This is a genomic window from Paenibacillus albidus (assembly GCF_014644435.1).
GTDB lineage: Bacteria > Bacillota > Bacilli > Paenibacillales > Paenibacillaceae > Paenibacillus_AQ > Paenibacillus_AQ albidus.
In genome coordinates this window covers 242,885-261,469 of the sequence record NZ_BMKR01000001.1, presented here as the reverse complement: position 1 = coordinate 261,469, position 18,585 = coordinate 242,885, and the positions used below count along the sequence as shown (strand labels likewise).

Here is an 18,585-nt window from a genome sequence, read left to right as displayed (position 1 = left end):
GGCCGATACTTCTCCAAAGAGAGGAACGGCCAGGCGTTTTTATTTGTGCCGGAACGGCGGCTGCCCTTCAAAACGGCAGCGGCTTCGGATAGATGATGAATTCTTCCAATCCTGCTTTTTCAAGCTGGGTGATGAGATATTCCTCAGGGGTTCCTTCAACTCCGGCATAGCCGCGGCGGGTATAGAGATGGCCGGCATCCGGAAAAGCGTCACGCAAAATCCCTCTGATTCTTTTGCCTGAGCTGTCATTATCCATGTACAGATAGATCTCATCATCTCCGGCTTTGCGCCGCAAGGACTCCAATTTGAGGGTGTTCAACGTACCAAAGGTGCATAGAATGTCAACTTCCGGTGCCAGGAGACGTCTCAATCTGCTGCGGTCGTTTTTCCCTTCGACAATAATAGTGATAGTCATTCAGACTGTCACCCCCTGGAAGTAATGTGCGATGTAAATGATTGTAACTGGCGTAAGGCTGCTTTTTCTTATTTTACCTAAGGTTCGTCATTTTTAATAGTGGACAACGCCAGGTTGTATTCATTCCCCGGGAAATGTCGCAAAAAGAAATAATCACCCGGCTGGAGATGGCCGGGTGATTGCTGGCTTGGCGAATGCTGAAGGAGGGCCCGTAAGAACCCGGATACATAAGCGGATGGAACTGCCCGGCTGCTCATGGCTCAGGCGGCGGGTCTGCTCCAGCCGGGAAGGTAGGCGGACAGCTTTCCCGTATTTTTGGGGGGCAGCAGCAGAAGGGCTATCATCAGCAGCAAAAAGGCTATGAAATACGGCGAGACGATGTCCCGCAGCTGTCCGGCTGCTACAGGACCGGCGAAAGCGCCGAGCGACATGGCAATGGACTGCAGGGAGAATGTCCGGCCCATTCTGCCGGGACCGCCGAGACTGATGAAGAGTGAAGCCATGGCCGGGAACAGCACGCCTTTGGCCGCCCCGAGTATAAACAGTATGGCACCAGCAGGTATGCTCTGGAAAGCGGCCAGCGCAAAGAAGCAGAGGGCCATGGACAAAAGAGCAACTGCGATTCTCCCGCCGGGCGTCCGGCGGTTGAGGAAAAACATGCTTAGTGTGAGCAGTGCGCCCAGGCTGAGCAGCGACAGTAATATGCCGGTGGACATAATGCTGTTGCTGCCAGTCTGGGAAAGCGGAAGCTCAAAGAACAATACGCCCTGCGAGCAGGAGACGAAAAAGGGCAGCAAATAATACCGTTTGGAGACCCGGGTGTCTGCTGCCGGAGTCAGGTTTGGCTCCAGTGGCGGCGTGACAGCCTGTATGGACTCCTGACTGGCAAGTGTGTCTGTACTGCGCACATGCTTAGGCACACTGAAGAAAGCCATAATACCCGTTGCAATCAGCAGCCAGCCCAGACTGCTGAAGGTGCCGGTATATCCTGTTTTGGCTACGATAAATGCACCCGCGGCCGGGGAGACCACCGAAGCCAGCGTGTGGACAATGCCGTGGCCTGACATGTATTTGCCTTGAACCGCGGGATCTGAAGAGAGTGAGGCCAGGAGCGTCATGCAGGCCGGTGAGAGAAACGCCAGCACGAAGCCGCTTAAGGCACGCAGCAGCAGCAGATGCCAGGGTAGCTGGACATGTGCTTGCAGCAGCAGGATTATACCGGCTGCGGTAAGACTGAAGACGATATAGCGGCGGCTGCCATTGCGGTCCACCAGGACTCCGGCAAGCAGGTTTCCGGGAAGATGCGTCAGCGAATACATCCCCATCATCCAGCCGATAAAGGCCGGGGCCGCGCCAAGGGATATGGCAAAAGGGGTAAGGATGGGATATTGGGCATGCAGATCAAAGAAAGCAAGAAAAAGAAACAAATATAGCCAAAGCGCGGTTTTCACAGCAACACCTCCGAAATTCTGCCGTAACGCGGCGCGGCGCAGGGCCGGCTTAAGGAATAGGATAGGAATCTGGAACAGCAGCTACTTGTACTTTACGTGGGACGGGTTGGGCTTATACCGTTTTTTTAAATTTCCTGAAGAGGGTGAGCTATAAAGCCTATGCGGTGGCTGGGAAACCATGAATTATAGTGGTTATTCATGTATAATAATTAATATTTACGAAATTAGGCGATAGGGGTGTTATGGAAGTTGATGGAACCAGAGGTGTGGTCACAGTTTATTAAAGAGAATTGGCTGGTTATTGTTATTGCGCTTGTCCTGCTGTTTGCTGTAGTAAACCTGGTCAAGACGGTGATTAAATGGGCGATTGTTATTGTGATCGTGGTCGGATTATTTATTTACAGCGGTGTTACGATGGATCAGATCGGCAATGCTGTGAATAAAGTGGCGGACGGAACATTAAGTACATTAAAGGCCGAGGCGCAGGAAGTGATGCTAAATGAGGCGAAGGAGGCCAAATATACTTCAGGCGAAGATGGGACGTTCACCATTACCACTCCCAATATTGAGATGAAGGGAAAAGCCGGGGAGGATAAAGTGGAAGTCACCTTCCGCGGGGTGAGTCTCGGGAAGTGGAGTATTACGGATACTACTAAGACTTTTATCGAGGAAGCCAAGAAGTAATAGGCGGCTGACAAGAATGTTACAGTATACATGCAGAAGGAAATTAGCCGGAGCGCGGGAGGGAGGAAACGGATATGCTCAATGAATGGGCAGCAAGTCTGGGGGAGGCCAATATGATTTCAATCCTTTTGCTGGCGGTTGTGGCCTTCTCGCTGCTGCAGGGCTGGAGCCGGGGGTTCTTTCGTTCTGCCGGAAGACTGTTTGGACTGCTGGGTTCGGGACTTTTCGCGATAGTGGCACTGCTTCTGGCCATTCCCGCCGCGGCTTTTCTTTCCCCTTATGTTCAAGTTTGGGCAGCGGGCAATGCCCTGCCGGATAAGCAGCTGACACAGTGGCAGCAGATGTATTATACGGCAGTATCCGTCCTGGCCGGTTCACCGCTGGTCCGGTTCCTGCTGCTCATGCTGCTGGCCTATGGCTTTATCCGGATGCTGCTCGGACTGTTGGCGTGGCTGCTGCCTCTTCGCCGTACGCGCCGCGCCGCCAAATTTGCCGACCGGAGAATAACTGCCTTTAGCCGTCTGGGCGGTGCTGTGGTGGGACTTGTTATTGGCCTCGCGCGCGGCCTTTTTATTGTTTTTGTGCTTTTTATCGGCGTGGGGCTGAATCCGGACAGCGGCTTTAGCCGGTATGTCGAGGCCTCACCTTTTTATCGGGACAGTGCAGCCGCCGTACTTGAGCCTTTTGCCGGGGAGTCGGTTCAGAAGAAGCTGCCTGTGCTGACGCAGGCGGTTGCCGCGGAGATGAACGATATCCTCCGCCGCAAGTATGAAGTGATTGATCATGATATTTCGGCGGACATTACCGGCGCGGCGGCAGATATTGCAGGACAGGCCCAAAGTGACGAGAAAAAAGCCAGGCTTTTGTATGATTGGGTGGGGTCGCGGATTTCCTACGATAACTCCAAAGCGGACAATTATGTGCAGAACCGGATATGGCATGAGCAAACCCCGCAGGATACGTTCGACACGAGGCTGGGTGTATGTATCGACTATGCCCGGCTGTATGCGGTGATGGCCAGGTCGCAGGGGCTTCAGGTGCGCGTGGTGACCGGACAGGGATATGACGGCCGGGGAGGCTACGGCGCCCATGCCTGGAATGAGGTCTACATCCCTGACCGGCAGGCCTGGATTCCGCTCGATTCCACCTGGGCCGGCAGCGGGGACTGGTTTGACTCCAAGGATTTTGAGAAAACGCATCTCCGCGAGGATGTGCTGTAACAAGGCGCAGCAGTGTTATCTGTGGTAAAATAAAACGAGGCTGACAAGAACTCCTACATCTTTAGAACACGCGCGAATGGCTGAGACAGCCAAGCCTTATTCTATCAGTATTAAGGAGAGAATGCTGTGACCTTGTTTGGAAGCAAGCCGTTCAATAAGGAACAGGAACCTGACAAAAGCTCACTGAACCTGCGGATTAATTTATTTTTCTTCAGCACTTTTGTGATCTTTTGCGTCATTATCGTGCGGCTTGCCGTGATCCAATTTGTCGAAGGGCCGAACCTGACGGAGGTTGAGACGAGCCGGGATACCAAAAATGTACCGCTGGCTTCCATACGCGGGATTATTTATGCTGCCGGCGGGGAGGAAATCGCCTATAATACTTCTGTTCAATCCATCTATATTACCTTGACTAGTGAATATACGGCAAAGGTGACTGACAAAGCTACCCGCAAAACAACGCTTACCGAAGAGGCCAAGGCTAAATCCGATGCCCTGGCGGCACAATTGGCCGCAGATTTCGCCGCTTATGGCGACAAGCAAGCCCCTCAGCTGTCACAGCAGGATATCATCGATTTGCTGGATTTGGACTTCAAGAAATATTCGGGCTATATGGCACGGAGGATTAAAGCGGGCTTAACGGAGCGGGAAGTAGCTTATTTCATGGAGCATAAAGATAAGTATCCCGGTCTTTCCATCGTTGAGGAGAGCCAGCGTCACTATGACAAGGATACCGTCGCCGTGCAGACGGTAGGTTACATCAAGCCTTTCAGGTCATCGGACAGTCTTTCCATATATCAGAACATTCGTAATGCTATGAAGAACAATCCAGTGGCCGGTCTTAGCTATAAGGATGATGAGTTCGTCGGATTCTACGGGCTGGAGCTGCAATACCAGCGTGAGCTGCGGGGACAAAACGGCTATCAGGTCATCTCTGTCAATCCGCAGAACATGGCGGAAAAGATCGAGAAGGTGGTTCCTCCCGTAAAGGGTAATAACCTGTGGATGACTATCAACAAGAGCATTCAGCTAAAGACCGAGCAGGCCATTACGGAGCAAATACGCTGGCTGCATTCGCATGCCGTTCAGGGAAAAACCCATCCCCATGCCTTAACCGGTTATGCAGTAGCCATGGAAGTGGACACCGGAAATATTGTCGCTATGGCCAGTATACCTGACTATGACACCAACGTTTGGACGGCTGACAAGCTCGATCCCGCTGTGTGGAAGCAAATTGAGACAAATTATCTGAATGGAACCATTACCGCCATCTCCTCAGGCAGTTCGGGTCATGATATGCGGTCTGTGCTGTTTCTGGGGTCTACAATCAAGCCGTTAAGCGTTCTGATTGGTCTGAAGGAAGGTTTCTTTACTACTACAAGTACTTATATCGATAAAGGGATCACTTATTTCGGCAAAGATGACAAGTCGTCGGTGCGCAATTCTTCAAGTCATGTGTACGGGCCGATGGATCCTGCGGAGGCTATTGAGAAATCCTCCAATGTGTTCATGATAGATATGGTAGGCCAAAAGCTGTATGAGAAATACCCGGACCAAGGTCTGCAGGTCTGGGATAAATATATGAAGGAATTTGGTCTCGGGGTATCTACCCAAAGCGGGCTTCCGAAAGAGTCCGAGGGTCAGATTAACTACATGAATATCAAGGCTGCAGGGAGTGCGCAAGCTGCCCTGGTCTATGCTTCCTTCGGACAGCAGGGAAGTTATACCGTATTGCAGCTGGCACAATATGCTTCCACACTCGCCAACGAGGGGGAGCGGATCAAACCGCAGCTGGTCAGCAAAATAACAGATGCAGCTGGCAATACTGTCAAGGAGTTTGGACGTGAGGTCCTGAATACTGCTTCTTTTGATAAAGCCTACTGGAACGAAGTCATCAAAGGGATGAGCAGCAAAGTCAGCGCCTTTGAGGATTTCCCGTATGACTTTGCCCGCAAGACAGGGACTTCCCAGCAGCAGGCCAAGGGAGTTTTGCGGGATAACGGCGTATTTATCGCTTTTGCTCCCCGGGAGAATCCCAAGCTGGCCGTAGCTGTGGTTATACCCGAGGGTGGCTTCGGTTCCAACAGTGCAGCCCCGGTCGCGCGCAAAATATTCGACGCCTATGATTGGGAATACGGATTGGACGGAGTGCCCAAGAAGAACGTCAAATCCCCTGCAGGTGAACAGGATACTGCAGTGCAATAATATTTATTTCCAGTTAAAGGAGTGAACAGCTTTGAGTTTCTTCCGTAAGCAGGCCCGGCCGCAAGACAATTCCAATAGCAAGAGCTCTATGGGCCTGCGGATCAATGTGTTTTTCTTCAGCACCTTTGTTATCTTTTGTGTCATTATCATTCGGCTTGCCGTGCTGCAATTCGTGGAAGGACCTACACTAACCGAGGTGGAGACCAGCCGGGATACCAAAAATGTGCCTTTGGCTGCCATGCGCGGAGTGATCTATGCAGCCGGCGGCGAGAAGCTGGCGTATTCCACTCCGGTCCAGTCGCTGTATATAACACTCACCAAGGAATACACTGCCAAGCAGGAAGATGAAGCTACCGGCCGGGCGGTTCTTACCCCGGAGGCCATGGCTAAATCGGAGGCTCTTGCCGCCAGGCTGGTCGCGGACTTTGCGACCTATGGCAGTCCGGATGTCCCGGCAATGACCCAGGAGGATGTTATTGACGCCCTGGATTTATATTTCAAGAAATATACAGGTTATATGGCCCGCAGGATCAAATCGGGACTAACCCCTCAGGAAGTCGCTTATTTCATGGAGCATAAGGGTGAATATCCGGGCCTGGAGGTCGTCGAAGAAAGCGCACGCCATTATAATACCGATACCATCGCTGTACAGACGGTGGGCTACATCAAACCTTTTAAATCGTCGGACAGCCTCGATATTTATCAGAATGTCCTGAATGCCATGAAAAATAATGCAGACCCCGGTCTGACCTATAAAGAGGATGAGCTGGTGGGCTTTGACGGTCTGGAGCTTCAATACCAGAGGGAGCTTCGCGGACAAAACGGCTATCAGGAGGTAGCGGTCAATCCCCAGAACATGGCCGAAAAAATCGAAAGGGTGGTCCCCCCTGTTAAGGGCAACGACATTTGGACTACCCTTAACAAGAACATCCAGCTGAAGACGGAAGAAGCGATTCTGGATCAGATCAGATGGCTGCATTCCAACTCGGTACAGGGCAAAGTCCATCCGGATGCTTTAACCGGCTATGCTGTGGCGATGGAGGTGGATACCGGCAACATCGTAGCGATGGCCAGCATGCCTGATTATGATACCAATGTCTGGGCCTCCGGCTCTATTTCACCGGAGAATTACAAGAAGATCATGAGTAATTACCAGAACGGGACCATCACACCGTTTTCATCCGGGAGATCCGGGCATAATTTTGAATCCACCGTATTGCTTGGCTCTACGATTAAGCCGCTTACGGTGCTGATTGGACTTAAGGAAGGTTTTATAAGTACTTCTACATCCTACACGGATACCGGCAGCGCCAAGTTCGGGAAAGCCGGTTATGAAACAACAGTCAGAAATGCCGGAGGACACCATTATGGTTATTTTAGATCACCGGCCGTAGCTATTGAGAAATCATCCAATGCATTTATGATTGATAAAGTGGGTAAAAAGCTGTATGACCAATACGGTGCCAAAGGTGTGGATGTCTGGGATAGATATATGAAGGAATTTGGTCTGGGCGTTTCGACCGGCATTGGGCTGCCCAAGGAATACAAAGGTAAGCTTAACTACTTTGAAGAAGCGAAGTTAGGGAGTTCTCAATCGGCGCTTGTGTACGCGTCATTTGGCCAGCAGGCGAGTTATACAGTCCTTCAGCTGGCGCAGTATACATCCACGATTGCCAACAAGGGGGTCCGGATCAAACCCCAGCTCGTGAGCAAAATCACCGATTCCACCGGCAAAGCTGTAAAAACCTTTGGCCGTGAAGAATTAAACAAGGTTGATTTTGAATCGTCATATTGGAACGAGGTCATTAAAGGGATGAAAAGTAAGGTTACTGCTTTTGACGATTTCCCGTATGATTTTGCCCGTAAGACAGGAACCTCCGAGCAGACGGACAGCAGAAATATCAACCGCGACAACGGGGTGTTCATTGCCTTCGCACCGCGTGAGAATCCCAAGCTTGCCGTAGCTGTAGTTATTCCTGAGGGAGGATTCGGTTCCAACAGTGCCGCACCTGTGGCACGTAAAATATTTGATGCTTATGATTGGGAATACGGACTGGATGGCGTGCCGAAGAAAAATGTTAAGACAGATGAAGCAACGACGGATGGCCAAGCAACAGATGAGCAATAAAAATACACAGCTTCTCTGACTAGAGAGCATACAAGAATGGAGGGGTGGCACATGATTGCCAAATACCGCCTGCTTGCTTTGGATATGGATGGAACCCTGCTGAATGATGAACAGATCGTTACTCCGAAGACAGTACAGTGGATTCAAAAGGCGGTGGACGCCGGCGTCCACGTCTGCCTTTCGACCGGAAGATCATTTATTACGGCGCTCCCTTATGCGGAGCAGTTGGGCCTGGAAACACCGATGGTTACAGTGAATGGCAGTGAAGTGTGGCGCGCTCCACATGAATTATACCGCCGTTCCCTGATGGACCCTGTGCTGGTCAAGCAGATGTACGACCTGGCCCGGCATTATGATATTTGGTTCTGGGCCTATTCTACTGAAGCCGTCCATAAGCAGGCGAATTGGGATGGAGAGACAGAAGGCCGCGAATGGCTGAAATTCGGTTACCATACAGAAGATGATGAGATCCGCCATCAGCTGCTGCTGCAGCTTCAGGATATGGGCGGACTTGAGATTACGAACTCATCTCCTTACAATCTGGAGATTAACCCGCAGGGTGTGAACAAAGCAGCCGGGATCAAGGAAGTCTGCCAGTTGCTTGGCATCAACATGTCAGAGGTCGTTGCCGTTGGCGACAGCCTGAATGATCTGGCGGTCATTCAGCAGGCTGGACTAGGCGTGGCTATGGGCAACGCCCAGGACACGGTTAAGCAGGAAGCCGATCAGATAGTTGCCTCCAACAACGAGGACGGGATTGCGGAAGTGATCCAAAAGTATATATTGAATGAAGTACAGGCATCGGCAGGCGGATTGACGGGCAACTAAAATCCGCCTTCGCACACGGGTCTGCTTTCGCAAAACTGGCTTAGGCATGTGAAGCCAGTTTTGCTGTGAAGGGAGCCGCCGGCTGCTGCATCACAAACCTTTTAGGAGTTGAAGCACTTGACGATCTTGGGTTGGACTCTGATTATTGCTTTATTTGCTGTCGGTCTGGCCGGTGCAGTTTACCCAATACTACCGGGCGCGCTGGCCATTTACTTTGCCTTTTTTGTCTATGGCTGGTTCTTCTCCTTTGAGCCTTTGACGGTCTGGTTCTGGATAGTTCAGACGCTGATTGTCGTGGTGCTGTTTGTGGCTGATTATGTGGTAGGAGCCTGGGGAGTCAAGAAATTCGGCGGTTCACGGGCATCCGTGATCGGCAGCACGATAGGACTGATTGCCGGACCTTTTGTCATCCCGGGATTCGGGCTGCTTATCGGTCCGTTTGTGGGTGCCTTTGTAGGAGAATTGATTGCGGGTTCAAAGGCGGACAAAGCATTCAAGGTAAGTCTGGGCTCGCTGCTCGGCTTATTCAGCAGTACTGTCGTTAAAATTATTCTGCAAATTGCGATGGTCATCCTCTTTTTCATCTGGATTGGCCGGTAATAAATTTACAGCGAAGAAGGCGAAACAGTTTGTCCAAGAAAGAGTCTTTTGTCAAAGGCACGCTAATTCTGGCTGCCGCAGCTTTAGTGGCGCGTGTGCTTGGGCTGGCCCAGCGCGTGCCGCTCGATCATATCTTTGATGATATTGGGAGAGCATCCTTTGGGGTCTCCAACAATATCTATTTAATGCTCTTGACCGTAGCCACGGCGGGGATTCCAAGTACACTCAGTAAAATGGTCTCGGAACGTTATGCCCTGAACCGGCCGGAAGAAGCGAGACAGGTATACCATGCAGCACTTTTGTTCTCGGCGGCGGCCGGGGTGATTATGACTGCGCTCCTGTATTTCGGAGCTCCATTCTATGCAACACATATTGCGGATGTCCCGGAATCGGCGATGGCGGTAAGAGCCATAGCGCCTGCGCTGCTGCTATTTCCGGCCATTGCCATGATGCGGGGCTACTTTCAGGGCCGGAATAATATGATGGCCGGCGGCATTTCCCAGATCGTGGAACAGGTAGCCCGCGTCGTTACCGCCATTATCCTTGCTTATATCCTGTTGCAGCAGGGCTACAACAATACCGTTATTTCTGCCGGGGCCTCTTTCGGCAGCGTGCTGGGCAGTATTGCAGCTTTTGGTGTGATGATTTATTTCGCCCTGAAGCTGCGCCGGGCAGATAAAGCTTTGAACCTGAATTACAATTCCAGTCAAAAGCTGCCGCAGTGGAGTGTGTACAAGGATATTTTTACCCTATCCATCCCCATTGTCCTTGCCTCCCTTACGATTCCGGTGGTAAATGTCATTGATACCTCGCTGGCCGTTCCGCTGCTGATTGATCAGATCGGACGGGAGAACGCAACCGCTGCACTTGGAATACTGACTACCCGGGCCCAGAGTGTGGCAGGTATACCGCCAGTGCTGGCGATCGCGCTGGGAACCTCGCTGATCCCGGTCATCTCGGCTGCCTATGCCCGCCGGGATGAGACCCATCTCAAGCGCCAGGTTACCCTGGCCTTGCGTATTTCCATTCTGACAGGCATGCCTATCGTTGTCGCTTTGGCTGTGGCGGCCTATTCCGTAAACGGACTGCTGTTCAGCGGCCTTGAAGGAAGCGGAATTGTGGCCATGCTGACTCTTGGGACCATCTTCCAGATTACGATGATGACTACCAACTCCATCCTGCTGGGGATGGGGAAATCCCGGATATCCATGTATTATGTACTGGCAGGTATTATGGTGAAGCTGGCGGGAAGTTTCCTGCTTAGCAAGGTGTTTGGGATTTACGGCATCATTGGAGCAACGGCGCTGTGCTTCATCGTGATCACCTGGCTCAATCTGCGCATGCTGAAATCCATCGTAAATTTCGAGATCATGGGCAAACGTTGGGGCGGCTTTGCCCTTGCGGTACTGATTTCCGGAGGAATCGGTTACGGGCTGAATCAAGCCGGTATCAAGCTGACAGAGGTAATGCCTGAACGTTTGGCTTATCTCATTGTATGTCTCGTTGTAGGGACTGTGGTGGTCATCGTCTACCTGGTGCTGCTGGTTGTACTGGGGGTAATTAGCCGCCAGGAGATTGCCGGCTACCCGCGCGCTTTGCAGAAAATACTGAATCCGTTAATGAAATTGCAGCCTGCCCGGGTGCGGATGAGAGAATAACGCAATGAATTTTGTCTCATTCGGTCATTTTGTTTGACTTCCGCGGCACATTTTGCTTCACTTAAGAAACAGACAGCAAATTGCTAAACCAAGAAGGGAATGAACATATCCATGGATAAGATTAGTTCTCCGGCTGAGTTTCAGGTCGCTATACAATCTCCCCGGCTAACGGTGGCGGTTTTTAAAGCAGACTGGTGTGTGGATTGTAAATTTATTGATCCCTTTATGCCTGAGCTGGAACAGAATTATAACGGTCGGCTGACCTTGGTCGAAGTTGATGTAGATGCTGTAGGTGACGTTAGCCAGGAGCAGAATATTCTGGGCATTCCCAGCTTTGTAGCGTATACCGACGGACGTGAATTGGTCCGGTTCGTCAGCAAGCTCCGCAAATCCCGGGAAGAGATTGAGGGTTTCCTGGATAGGGCGCTAGAGGTTTATCAGAGTATCCACAAGTAACAATGGTACCCGACAAGTAACAGAAGTTCACCGCTTTCGCCCGTTTGAGCAGAAGCGGTGTTTTTTTAACAACGGTTATGAAAACGCATAACTTAGTGGTTTACCTTCCTTCATTTCTATATACTGCGGGTGATTATATTGACGACAATTCAGTTGAAATGGCTTAGTTACATAACTTGCCTGATCATGTTCATGGCTTTGCTTGGAGGAGCTGTGGTCACGAAGACAGGCTCGGGTCTGGAATGCGGAAATGAATGGCCGCTCTGTCACGGTAAATTAATACCGGCCTATACGGTGGGGTCCATGATTGAATATACCCATCGGCTGTTCAGCGGGCTGGCGGGTCTGCTGTCGCTTGCCTCTATGTATGCCTTCAGACGTTATGCGCGGGGCCAGCGTGAGCTGCAGGTCTATGCCCTGTTGACGCTGGTGTTTGTAATCGTGCAAGGGGGCATGGGGGCGCTTGCGGTGCTGCAATCCCAATCCGCCGCCGTGATGGCGCTGCACATGGGTTTCTCGCTGATTGCCTTTGCCAGCTCGGTCATGCTGGCGCTGGGAACGAAGCGGTGGGCTATGGACGGAGCAGATCTTAGAGCGATCTCCGGGCCGCCTGTCAGTAAGGCATTTCGCAACTTAACGTGGTTTACGGCGTTATACTCTTATATCGTTGTTTATATCGGCGCTTATGTCAGCCATACGGATTCCCGGGGCGGGTGCTCCGGTTGGCCTCTCTGCAACGGAGAACTGATACCGGAGCTCTCGGGGGGAGTTGGCATTGTATTTACCCACCGGCTTGCTGCACTCCTGCTGTTCATTCTGACGGCAGTGCTGGGGCATCTGGCATTCTGGAACCATAAGGAACACCGTGAGCTGAGGGCGCTTGGCGTCTCTGCGGTTCTGTTGTGCCTAATGCAGGTATTCAGCGGTGCGGCCGTAGTCCACACCTTAAATAACGAAAGATTGTATATCTTTGCTGCGCTGGCCCATATTTTGCTTATAGCCGGTCTGTTCGGTGTGTTGTGTTATATGAGCGTGCGGGTATGGCAGCTTAGCCGGGTGAGCGGCCATCATTTCAAGGATAAAGGAAACACCGACTGGAGCACAGGTCCATGAAGGTAGGCTTAAAAGACAGGATGTTGTCATAAGCCGCGATGACCGGACACAGTCGGCGGAGGAGGAACATAGTTTGGGATACGGTAATTTACGACAATGGATCGAAGGGCTGCGCAAGGATAAGGAGCTTAGGGTCATTGAGACGCCGGTGGATCCTTATCTTGAGCTTGCGGAGATTCATCGGCGTGTAATGCAGGAGGAAGGGCCTGCCTTGCTGTTCACAAATGTAAAAGGGAGTGCCTTCCCCGTAGCCACCAATTTGTTCGGTACGGCAAACAGAGTGGACCGGGCATTCGGGACCCGGCCCGAGCGTTTGATGCAGTCCTTGCTGGGTTCGGTAGAATCGCTGGTGCCGCCTACAGCGGCTGGGATTTGGAAGGAAAAAGGCTTGATCTATGATCTGCTCAAGATCGGAACTAAAAATGTGCCTCAGGGGGAAGCGCCGGTGCTGGGGATTTGCCGAAGTAGTGATCCGCTCAAGGAGCTGCCGCGGATTACAGGCTGGAAGCAAGAGGGAGACCCCAGTATCAGCTTGGCGCTGGTATACACCGAGAAGCTGGACAACCCCAAGGAATACAAGATTGGTCTGAACCGTCTGCCTCTATATGACGACCACACCGCCGGGGTCCATTGGCAGAACCATACAGGTGCCGGTTCGCACCATTATGAAGCCGAAGTTCGGGGAGAGACGATGCCGGTTTCCGTATTTATTGGAGGCCCCCCGGCGCTTATGGCGGCAGCGTCTGCCCTAATTCCTGACCGTTTTCCCGGGCTGCTGCTGGCATCGCTTATTCTGGGCGGTAAATTGCCGATGGTCAAAGACCCGATGGGCGGACACCGTATTCCAGCCGAGGCGGAATTCGCCATTCGCGGCCTGGTGCCCCCTTATGACCGGCGGCCTGAAAATACTCCGGGTGGGTACTACGGGTATGACCCGCTGCAGCCGCAGTCTCCAGTGATGCATGTACAACGGATATGGCACCGTAAAGATGCTATTTTTCCGGCGGTTATCAGCGGTAAGACAAGGCATGAGGATGTTTACCTGAGTCAATCTTTACAGCGCCTGCTGGCTCCTGCCTACCAGTATGTCATGCCTTCGGTTCATTCGTTGTGGACTTACCCTGAATCCGGCCCGTATCCCTTGACTGCAGCCGTAGTTCAGGAAAGCTACTCCCGGGAAGCCATGGCAGCGGCATTCCGTATTCTTGGGGAAGGCCAGCTCTCAAAAACAAAGCTGCTGCTCCTTACCAACGAGCCGCTTGATCCAGCGGATTTCCCCAAGCTTATGGAAGCCCTATTGGAACGTTTCAACCCGGCTACCGATCTGTCGGTATTCCAGACTCTTTCACAGGGTTCGCATCCGTTTACGCCAGAGCAGCTGAATCACCGCAACAAAGCCGTGATGGTAGGCATCGGCGATCCCATTCGTGAGCTCCCGCGGAGCTATGAGGAAGGACTGGTTCCCGGAATTCATCAGGCGTTGCCATTCTGCGGGGGATGTTTAACCGTTTCCGGTGCATCCTATGAAGAGGATCCTGAGCTTCCGGGCAGGCTGGTTGCAGCGTTGAGCGAGAAGGAGACCGCCTGGCCGCTAGTTATTCTGGCCGATCATGCGGCGGATACGGTCCAGACTTCAGCTTCGTTCCTGTGGACGGTGCTCACACACTTCAATCCGGCGACCGATCTATACGCCAACTCCGACGTGAGGAATCACCACATTGAGTACAAGCTGCCGCTCATTATCGATGCCCGCACCAAGCCGGGCCATCCGGCGGAGCTGATTCCGGACCCGGAGACAGTAGAGCTGGTGGACCGGAACTGGAAAAGTTATTTTCGGGGTGCATAACATTTGGAAGCTGAACACACTTAAGTAGGAGGAAGGTTATGCTGCGTATCTTACTCGGAGAGCCGCCCCGCCAGAATAGCGGCGTATTGGCTGAGGCTATGGACAATATGGGCACAATGGCCGCGCTGCTGCGCCATGAAATGAACCGGCTTGAAGACCAGGACCATGAATTCCGCAAGCTGGAAATCTGGACCCGCGGGCTGATCTCCTCTCTGGATGAACTCGAGCAGAGCTGGTTTGCCGCAGCTTTTTACCGGAAGCTGGTGATTGCCGGTTTTATGGACGATATGACCCCTCAGGAGCAGGGGGACTATGCGCGTTATGTCTATTTTTACAAAAATGGCTTCATCCGCGTATTTTCGCTGCTGGACAAATTGGGCACCGTGCTCAACAGTCTTTATGATCTGAATACGTCCAAAGTCAAAGCGCATTTTTCTTATTTTACGGTATTGCGGCAATTCCATGTGCTGAAGGAGCATATGTTTTTGGCGGATCAGCTGGAGCAAATCAAGAGTTCATACCGGGAACCGCTGCAGAATCTGCGCAAACGCCGGAATGCCGAAATTCACTATATGAATGCCGAAATGCAGGACGATCTGTGGCAGCGCCACCGGGGTTTGCATGACAAGATACAGCTGGAGGATCTGGACGGTCATCTGGAGGATCTTCAGCAGGGCCTGGATATGGCCTGTAAATCACTAACTGCAGCCTTCGGCTATAGCAATAAACAATGGCGCAAAAATGCCAGAGCGTGATGAAAGCCCTTGTGGAAATTTTCCTTTGACAATGAAAGCGAAACTTACTATACTTATGCTTGCATTCCAAGTTTTCATGGCCTGACATTCAATTTCATAGGTAGTTCTTATCGAGAGCGGCGGAGGGATAGGCCCGATGAAGCCCGGCAACCGATTTATAGAGCAGTCCCCAACCCGGGTACGTTCTTTAAATGTCATGGTGCTAATTCCTACAATGGCGCAGTATTGCGGTCGTTGGCAGATGAGAAGGCAGAGTTTATATACGTACAGCCTCTTGCGATCTGCACCCGATCGCGGAGGTTTTTTGTTTTATTCGAAACTAGGGTAAAGGGGGGTGGAGCCATTGATAGAGTTAAGAGGGCTTACCAAGAGATATGGGAAAGGAAACAAAACGGCAACCGCACTCTCGGATCTGAACCTTTCGATTCAAAAGGGTGAAATCTTCGGAGTCATCGGCCATTCCGGCGCAGGAAAAAGTACGCTGATCCGCTGCATCAACCTGCTGGAGCGTCCAACAGAGGGCGAAGTCTGGGTGGACGGAGTGGAATTAACCAAGCTCGGCAAGGGCCGGCTTCAAGAGAAGCGGCGGAAGATCGGGATGATTTTTCAGCACTTCAACCTGCTATCGTCTGCAACGGTATATGATAATATTGCTTTTCCGCTGCGGCTGGCAGGGACTCCGGATTCAGCTGTAGAGGAGAAGGTTAAGGATCTGCTTGCTCTGGTGGGACTGGAAGGCCACCGGAATAAATATCCGGCTCAGCTGTCCGGCGGTCAGAAGCAGCGGGTGGGCGTGGCCCGGGCTTTGGCCAATGATCCGGATGTGCTTCTCTGCGATGAAGCGACTTCGGCACTTGATCCCCAGACCACGGATTCGATTCTGCGTCTGCTGCTGGACATTAACCGCCAATTTAATCTGACCATTGTGCTGATCACCCATGAAATGCATGTCATCCAAAGGATCTGTGACCGGGTGGCCGTCATTCATGGCGGCGGGATTGTGGAGCAGGGAGCAGTGACGGAAGTCTTTCTGAAGCCGAAACATGAGATTACGCAGGGATTTATCCGTGGTGAAGCACAGAATGACGGTCAACTGCAGGCGGCAATGCGTACGGTACCCGGAGAGTCGTCCCAGGCGGTCAAGATTACGTTCCTTGGCGAAAAAACCTACGGTTCTACTTTGTCCAGGGTGGCCCGGGAGACAGGCGTGAACTTTGCTATTTTGCAGGGTACTATTTCCACGATCAAAGATGTGCCTTTTGGACAGCTGATTGTGCGTTTTGAAGGTTCAGCCGAAGCCATAACTTCAACGGTTCTGGAACTAAAGGCTCAGGGCCTGGATGTGGAGGTGTTGTCTTAATGGGCGGCTTGAATTTTAACGAGGTCAATTGGGAAGAAATGATGGATGCCATGCTGGCAACCTTACAAATGCTGGCTATTTCTGGAGTGTTCACAATAATCCTTGGTTTACCACTCGGAATTGTGTTATATTTATGGGGAAGATCACAAGAGCCTGTAATTCGGTTCATTTATTCGGTTTTATCGTTTCTGGTCAACATCCTGCGTTCGGTTCCTTTCATTATTCTGATGGTGGCGCTGATCCCTTTCAGCAAGTCGATCGTAGGCACTTCCATCGGGGTGCTTGGCACGATTCCCGCGCTTGTGATTGGTGCGGCACCGTTTTTTGCCCGGCTGGTCGAGACTGCGCTGCGTGAGGTGGACCGCGGAGTCATCGAAGCCGCTCAAGGAATGGGGGCATCCACTTCTCAGATCGTACTGCGGGTGCTGCTTCCCGAGGCTCGGCCGGGTCTGTTGGCAGGAGTGACGATCACACTGGTGACCCTGGTCTCCTATACGGCTATGTCGGGTATGGTAGGCGGCGGCGGTCTTGGCGACCTTGCCATCCGCTACGGTTATTACCGGTATGAGATGGAAGTTATGCTCATTGCGGTAGCGCTCATGATTATCCTGGTGCAGCTGCTGCAAATGATCGGGGACCGATTGGTCAGACATTTTACACGGAAATAAGGTACATCCATATAGATAGCCTTTTTCATAAACAATCATATTGTATAAGGGGGATTCATAATGAAAAAAGTACTACTGACATTGTTTAGCCTGACACTGGTAATGGTGCTGGCTGCTTGCGGGAACAATAATACCGCGAATAACCAGGCTGCAGGACAAACACCGGCAAAGAGTGGGACAGCTGAGCCGGCAGCGGATGCAACGACTGAACCGGCTGCAGAACCGGTTACCCTGGTAGTGGGAGCTTCAGCTAAGCCGCATGCCGAAATCCTGAAAGCTATTGCTCCGCAGCTTGAAGCCCAAGGCGTGACCCTGGAAATCAAGGAATTTACCGATTATGTTCAGCCCAATGTGCAGCTCGCCGAGAAGCAGCTGGACGCTAACTTTTTCCAACACCAGCCTTATCTGGATGCCCAAAATAAAGACAACAAAACTGATCTCGTATCGGTTACAGCAGTTCATGTCGAACCGTTTGGTGCCTATTCCCAAAAAATCAAATCCATCGATGAACTGGCTGACGGCGCAATGGTAGCGATTCCGAACGATGCTACAAACGGTGGACGGGCACTGATCCTGCTGGCCAAAAATGGTCTGATTACCTTAAATGATGATACCAATATCACTTCCACCAAAGCGGACATCAAAGAGAACAAAAAGAACCTGGAGATTATTGAGCTGGATGCAGCGATGCTGCCCCGTCAATTGGGTGAAGTCGACCTGGCGCTGATCAACACCAACTTTGCTCTTGAAGCAAAACTTGTTCCGACGAAGGATGCCTTGTTTATTGAAGGCACGGATTCTCCATATGCTAATATTTTGGTATCGAGACTGGATAACAAGGATTCCGAAGCCATCCAGAAGCTGGCTGCAGCTTTGACTTCTCCTGAAGCCAAAACCTTTATTGAAGAGGAATACCAAGGTTCGATCATTCCTGCATTCTAAATCCATGCTTGGGATAGCCCTTATTTTGGAGTAGGATCTACGTGAGTGATTGGTGAGGACGCTGCGCGAACGGACTGTTGTTCCAATCGCTGTTATATCCAGATTTTATTTATTTGCTTTAGCGGTAAAAATCCGGATATAAAGGCGACCGCTACCGCTTTTTCACAATCGTTCCGTCCTCTCCGCTGTTTAAGCGGGAATCGTATCTACAATTCTACTGAAAATCAAAAAAGAAACCTTTCTTTGGTAAAATGGG

The 18,585-nt window shown here is 51.6% G+C and carries 16 protein-coding genes and 1 riboswitch; of the genes, 14 read left to right on the top strand and 2 right to left on the bottom strand.

Annotated elements, in window-relative coordinates; translation table 11 throughout:
- Positions 1 to 67: 67 nt before the first annotated feature.
- Complete coding sequence (locus tag IEY53_RS01130; RefSeq protein ID WP_189021774.1) at positions 68 to 415, bottom strand: toprim domain-containing protein; 348 nt, start codon at positions 413 to 415, stop codon at positions 68 to 70.
- Positions 416 to 675: 260 nt separating this feature from the next.
- Entirely contained in the window at positions 676 to 1,866 is a 1,191-nt protein-coding gene (locus IEY53_RS01125; RefSeq protein ID WP_189021773.1) for an MFS transporter, read from the bottom strand.
- Positions 1,867 to 2,118: 252 nt separating this feature from the next.
- Between IEY53_RS01125 and IEY53_RS01120 the strand changes: the two genes are divergently transcribed.
- The 14 genes from IEY53_RS01120 (at position 2,119) to IEY53_RS01055 (ending at position 18,329) form a co-directional block, all read left to right on the top strand.
- Positions 2,119 to 2,550: a hypothetical protein gene (locus IEY53_RS01120; protein ID WP_189021890.1), complete on the top strand. Its 432-nt coding sequence runs from the start codon at positions 2,119 to 2,121 to the stop codon at positions 2,548 to 2,550.
- Between the two features lie 74 nt (positions 2,551 to 2,624).
- The gene (locus tag IEY53_RS01115) at positions 2,625 to 3,770 is read left to right on the top strand and encodes a transglutaminase domain-containing protein (protein WP_189021772.1); all 1,146 of its coding nucleotides are present in this window, start codon (positions 2,625 to 2,627) and stop codon (positions 3,768 to 3,770) included.
- 126 nt (positions 3,771 to 3,896) lie between these two features.
- Entirely contained in the window at positions 3,897 to 5,975 is a 2,079-nt protein-coding gene (locus tag IEY53_RS01110) for a peptidoglycan D,D-transpeptidase FtsI family protein (RefSeq protein ID WP_229695904.1), read from the top strand.
- An 88-nt stretch (positions 5,976 to 6,063) separates the two neighbouring features.
- The gene (locus tag IEY53_RS01105) at positions 6,064 to 8,103 is read left to right on the top strand and encodes a peptidoglycan D,D-transpeptidase FtsI family protein (protein WP_189021888.1); all 2,040 of its coding nucleotides are present in this window, start codon (positions 6,064 to 6,066) and stop codon (positions 8,101 to 8,103) included.
- A 51-nt stretch (positions 8,104 to 8,154) separates the two neighbouring features.
- Positions 8,155 to 8,931, top strand: coding sequence for a Cof-type HAD-IIB family hydrolase (locus IEY53_RS01100; RefSeq protein WP_189021771.1), 777 nt, complete (start codon positions 8,155 to 8,157; stop codon positions 8,929 to 8,931).
- A gap of 117 nt (positions 8,932 to 9,048) precedes the next feature.
- A complete protein-coding gene (locus tag IEY53_RS01095; protein ID WP_189021770.1) occupies positions 9,049 to 9,531 on the top strand; it encodes a DUF456 domain-containing protein in 483 nt (160 codons plus the stop codon).
- Positions 9,532 to 9,560: 29 nt separating this feature from the next.
- Positions 9,561 to 11,189, top strand: coding sequence for a putative polysaccharide biosynthesis protein (locus IEY53_RS01090; RefSeq protein WP_189021769.1), 1,629 nt, complete (start codon positions 9,561 to 9,563; stop codon positions 11,187 to 11,189).
- A 111-nt stretch (positions 11,190 to 11,300) separates the two neighbouring features.
- Entirely contained in the window at positions 11,301 to 11,645 is a 345-nt protein-coding gene (locus IEY53_RS01085) for a thioredoxin family protein (protein ID WP_189021887.1), read from the top strand.
- 138 nt (positions 11,646 to 11,783) lie between these two features.
- Positions 11,784 to 12,758 carry a COX15/CtaA family protein gene (locus IEY53_RS01080; RefSeq protein ID WP_189021768.1) on the top strand — a complete coding sequence of 325 codons (975 nt, stop codon included), beginning with the start codon at positions 11,784 to 11,786 and terminating at the stop codon, positions 12,756 to 12,758.
- A 73-nt stretch (positions 12,759 to 12,831) separates the two neighbouring features.
- Complete coding sequence (locus IEY53_RS01075; RefSeq protein ID WP_189021767.1) at positions 12,832 to 14,604, top strand: UbiD family decarboxylase; 1,773 nt, start codon at positions 12,832 to 12,834, stop codon at positions 14,602 to 14,604.
- A gap of 38 nt (positions 14,605 to 14,642) precedes the next feature.
- Positions 14,643 to 15,359: a Cthe_2314 family HEPN domain-containing protein gene (locus tag IEY53_RS01070; RefSeq protein ID WP_189021766.1), complete on the top strand. Its 717-nt coding sequence runs from the start codon at positions 14,643 to 14,645 to the stop codon at positions 15,357 to 15,359.
- A gap of 104 nt (positions 15,360 to 15,463) precedes the next feature.
- A riboswitch (SAM riboswitch) is annotated at positions 15,464 to 15,607 on the top strand.
- Positions 15,608 to 15,702: 95 nt separating this feature from the next.
- Positions 15,703 to 16,719 (top strand): methionine ABC transporter ATP-binding protein, encoded by a 1,017-nt coding sequence (locus IEY53_RS01065; protein WP_189021765.1) that lies wholly within the window; start codon positions 15,703 to 15,705, stop codon positions 16,717 to 16,719.
- Positions 16,719 to 17,387, top strand: coding sequence for a methionine ABC transporter permease (locus tag IEY53_RS01060; protein WP_189021764.1), 669 nt, complete (start codon positions 16,719 to 16,721; stop codon positions 17,385 to 17,387). Before IEY53_RS01065 ends, IEY53_RS01060 begins: the two co-directional genes overlap by 1 nt.
- Before the next feature lie 60 nt (positions 17,388 to 17,447).
- Positions 17,448 to 18,329: a MetQ/NlpA family ABC transporter substrate-binding protein gene (locus IEY53_RS01055; RefSeq protein WP_189021763.1), complete on the top strand. Its 882-nt coding sequence runs from the start codon at positions 17,448 to 17,450 to the stop codon at positions 18,327 to 18,329.
- Positions 18,330 to 18,585: the final 256 nt, after the last annotated feature.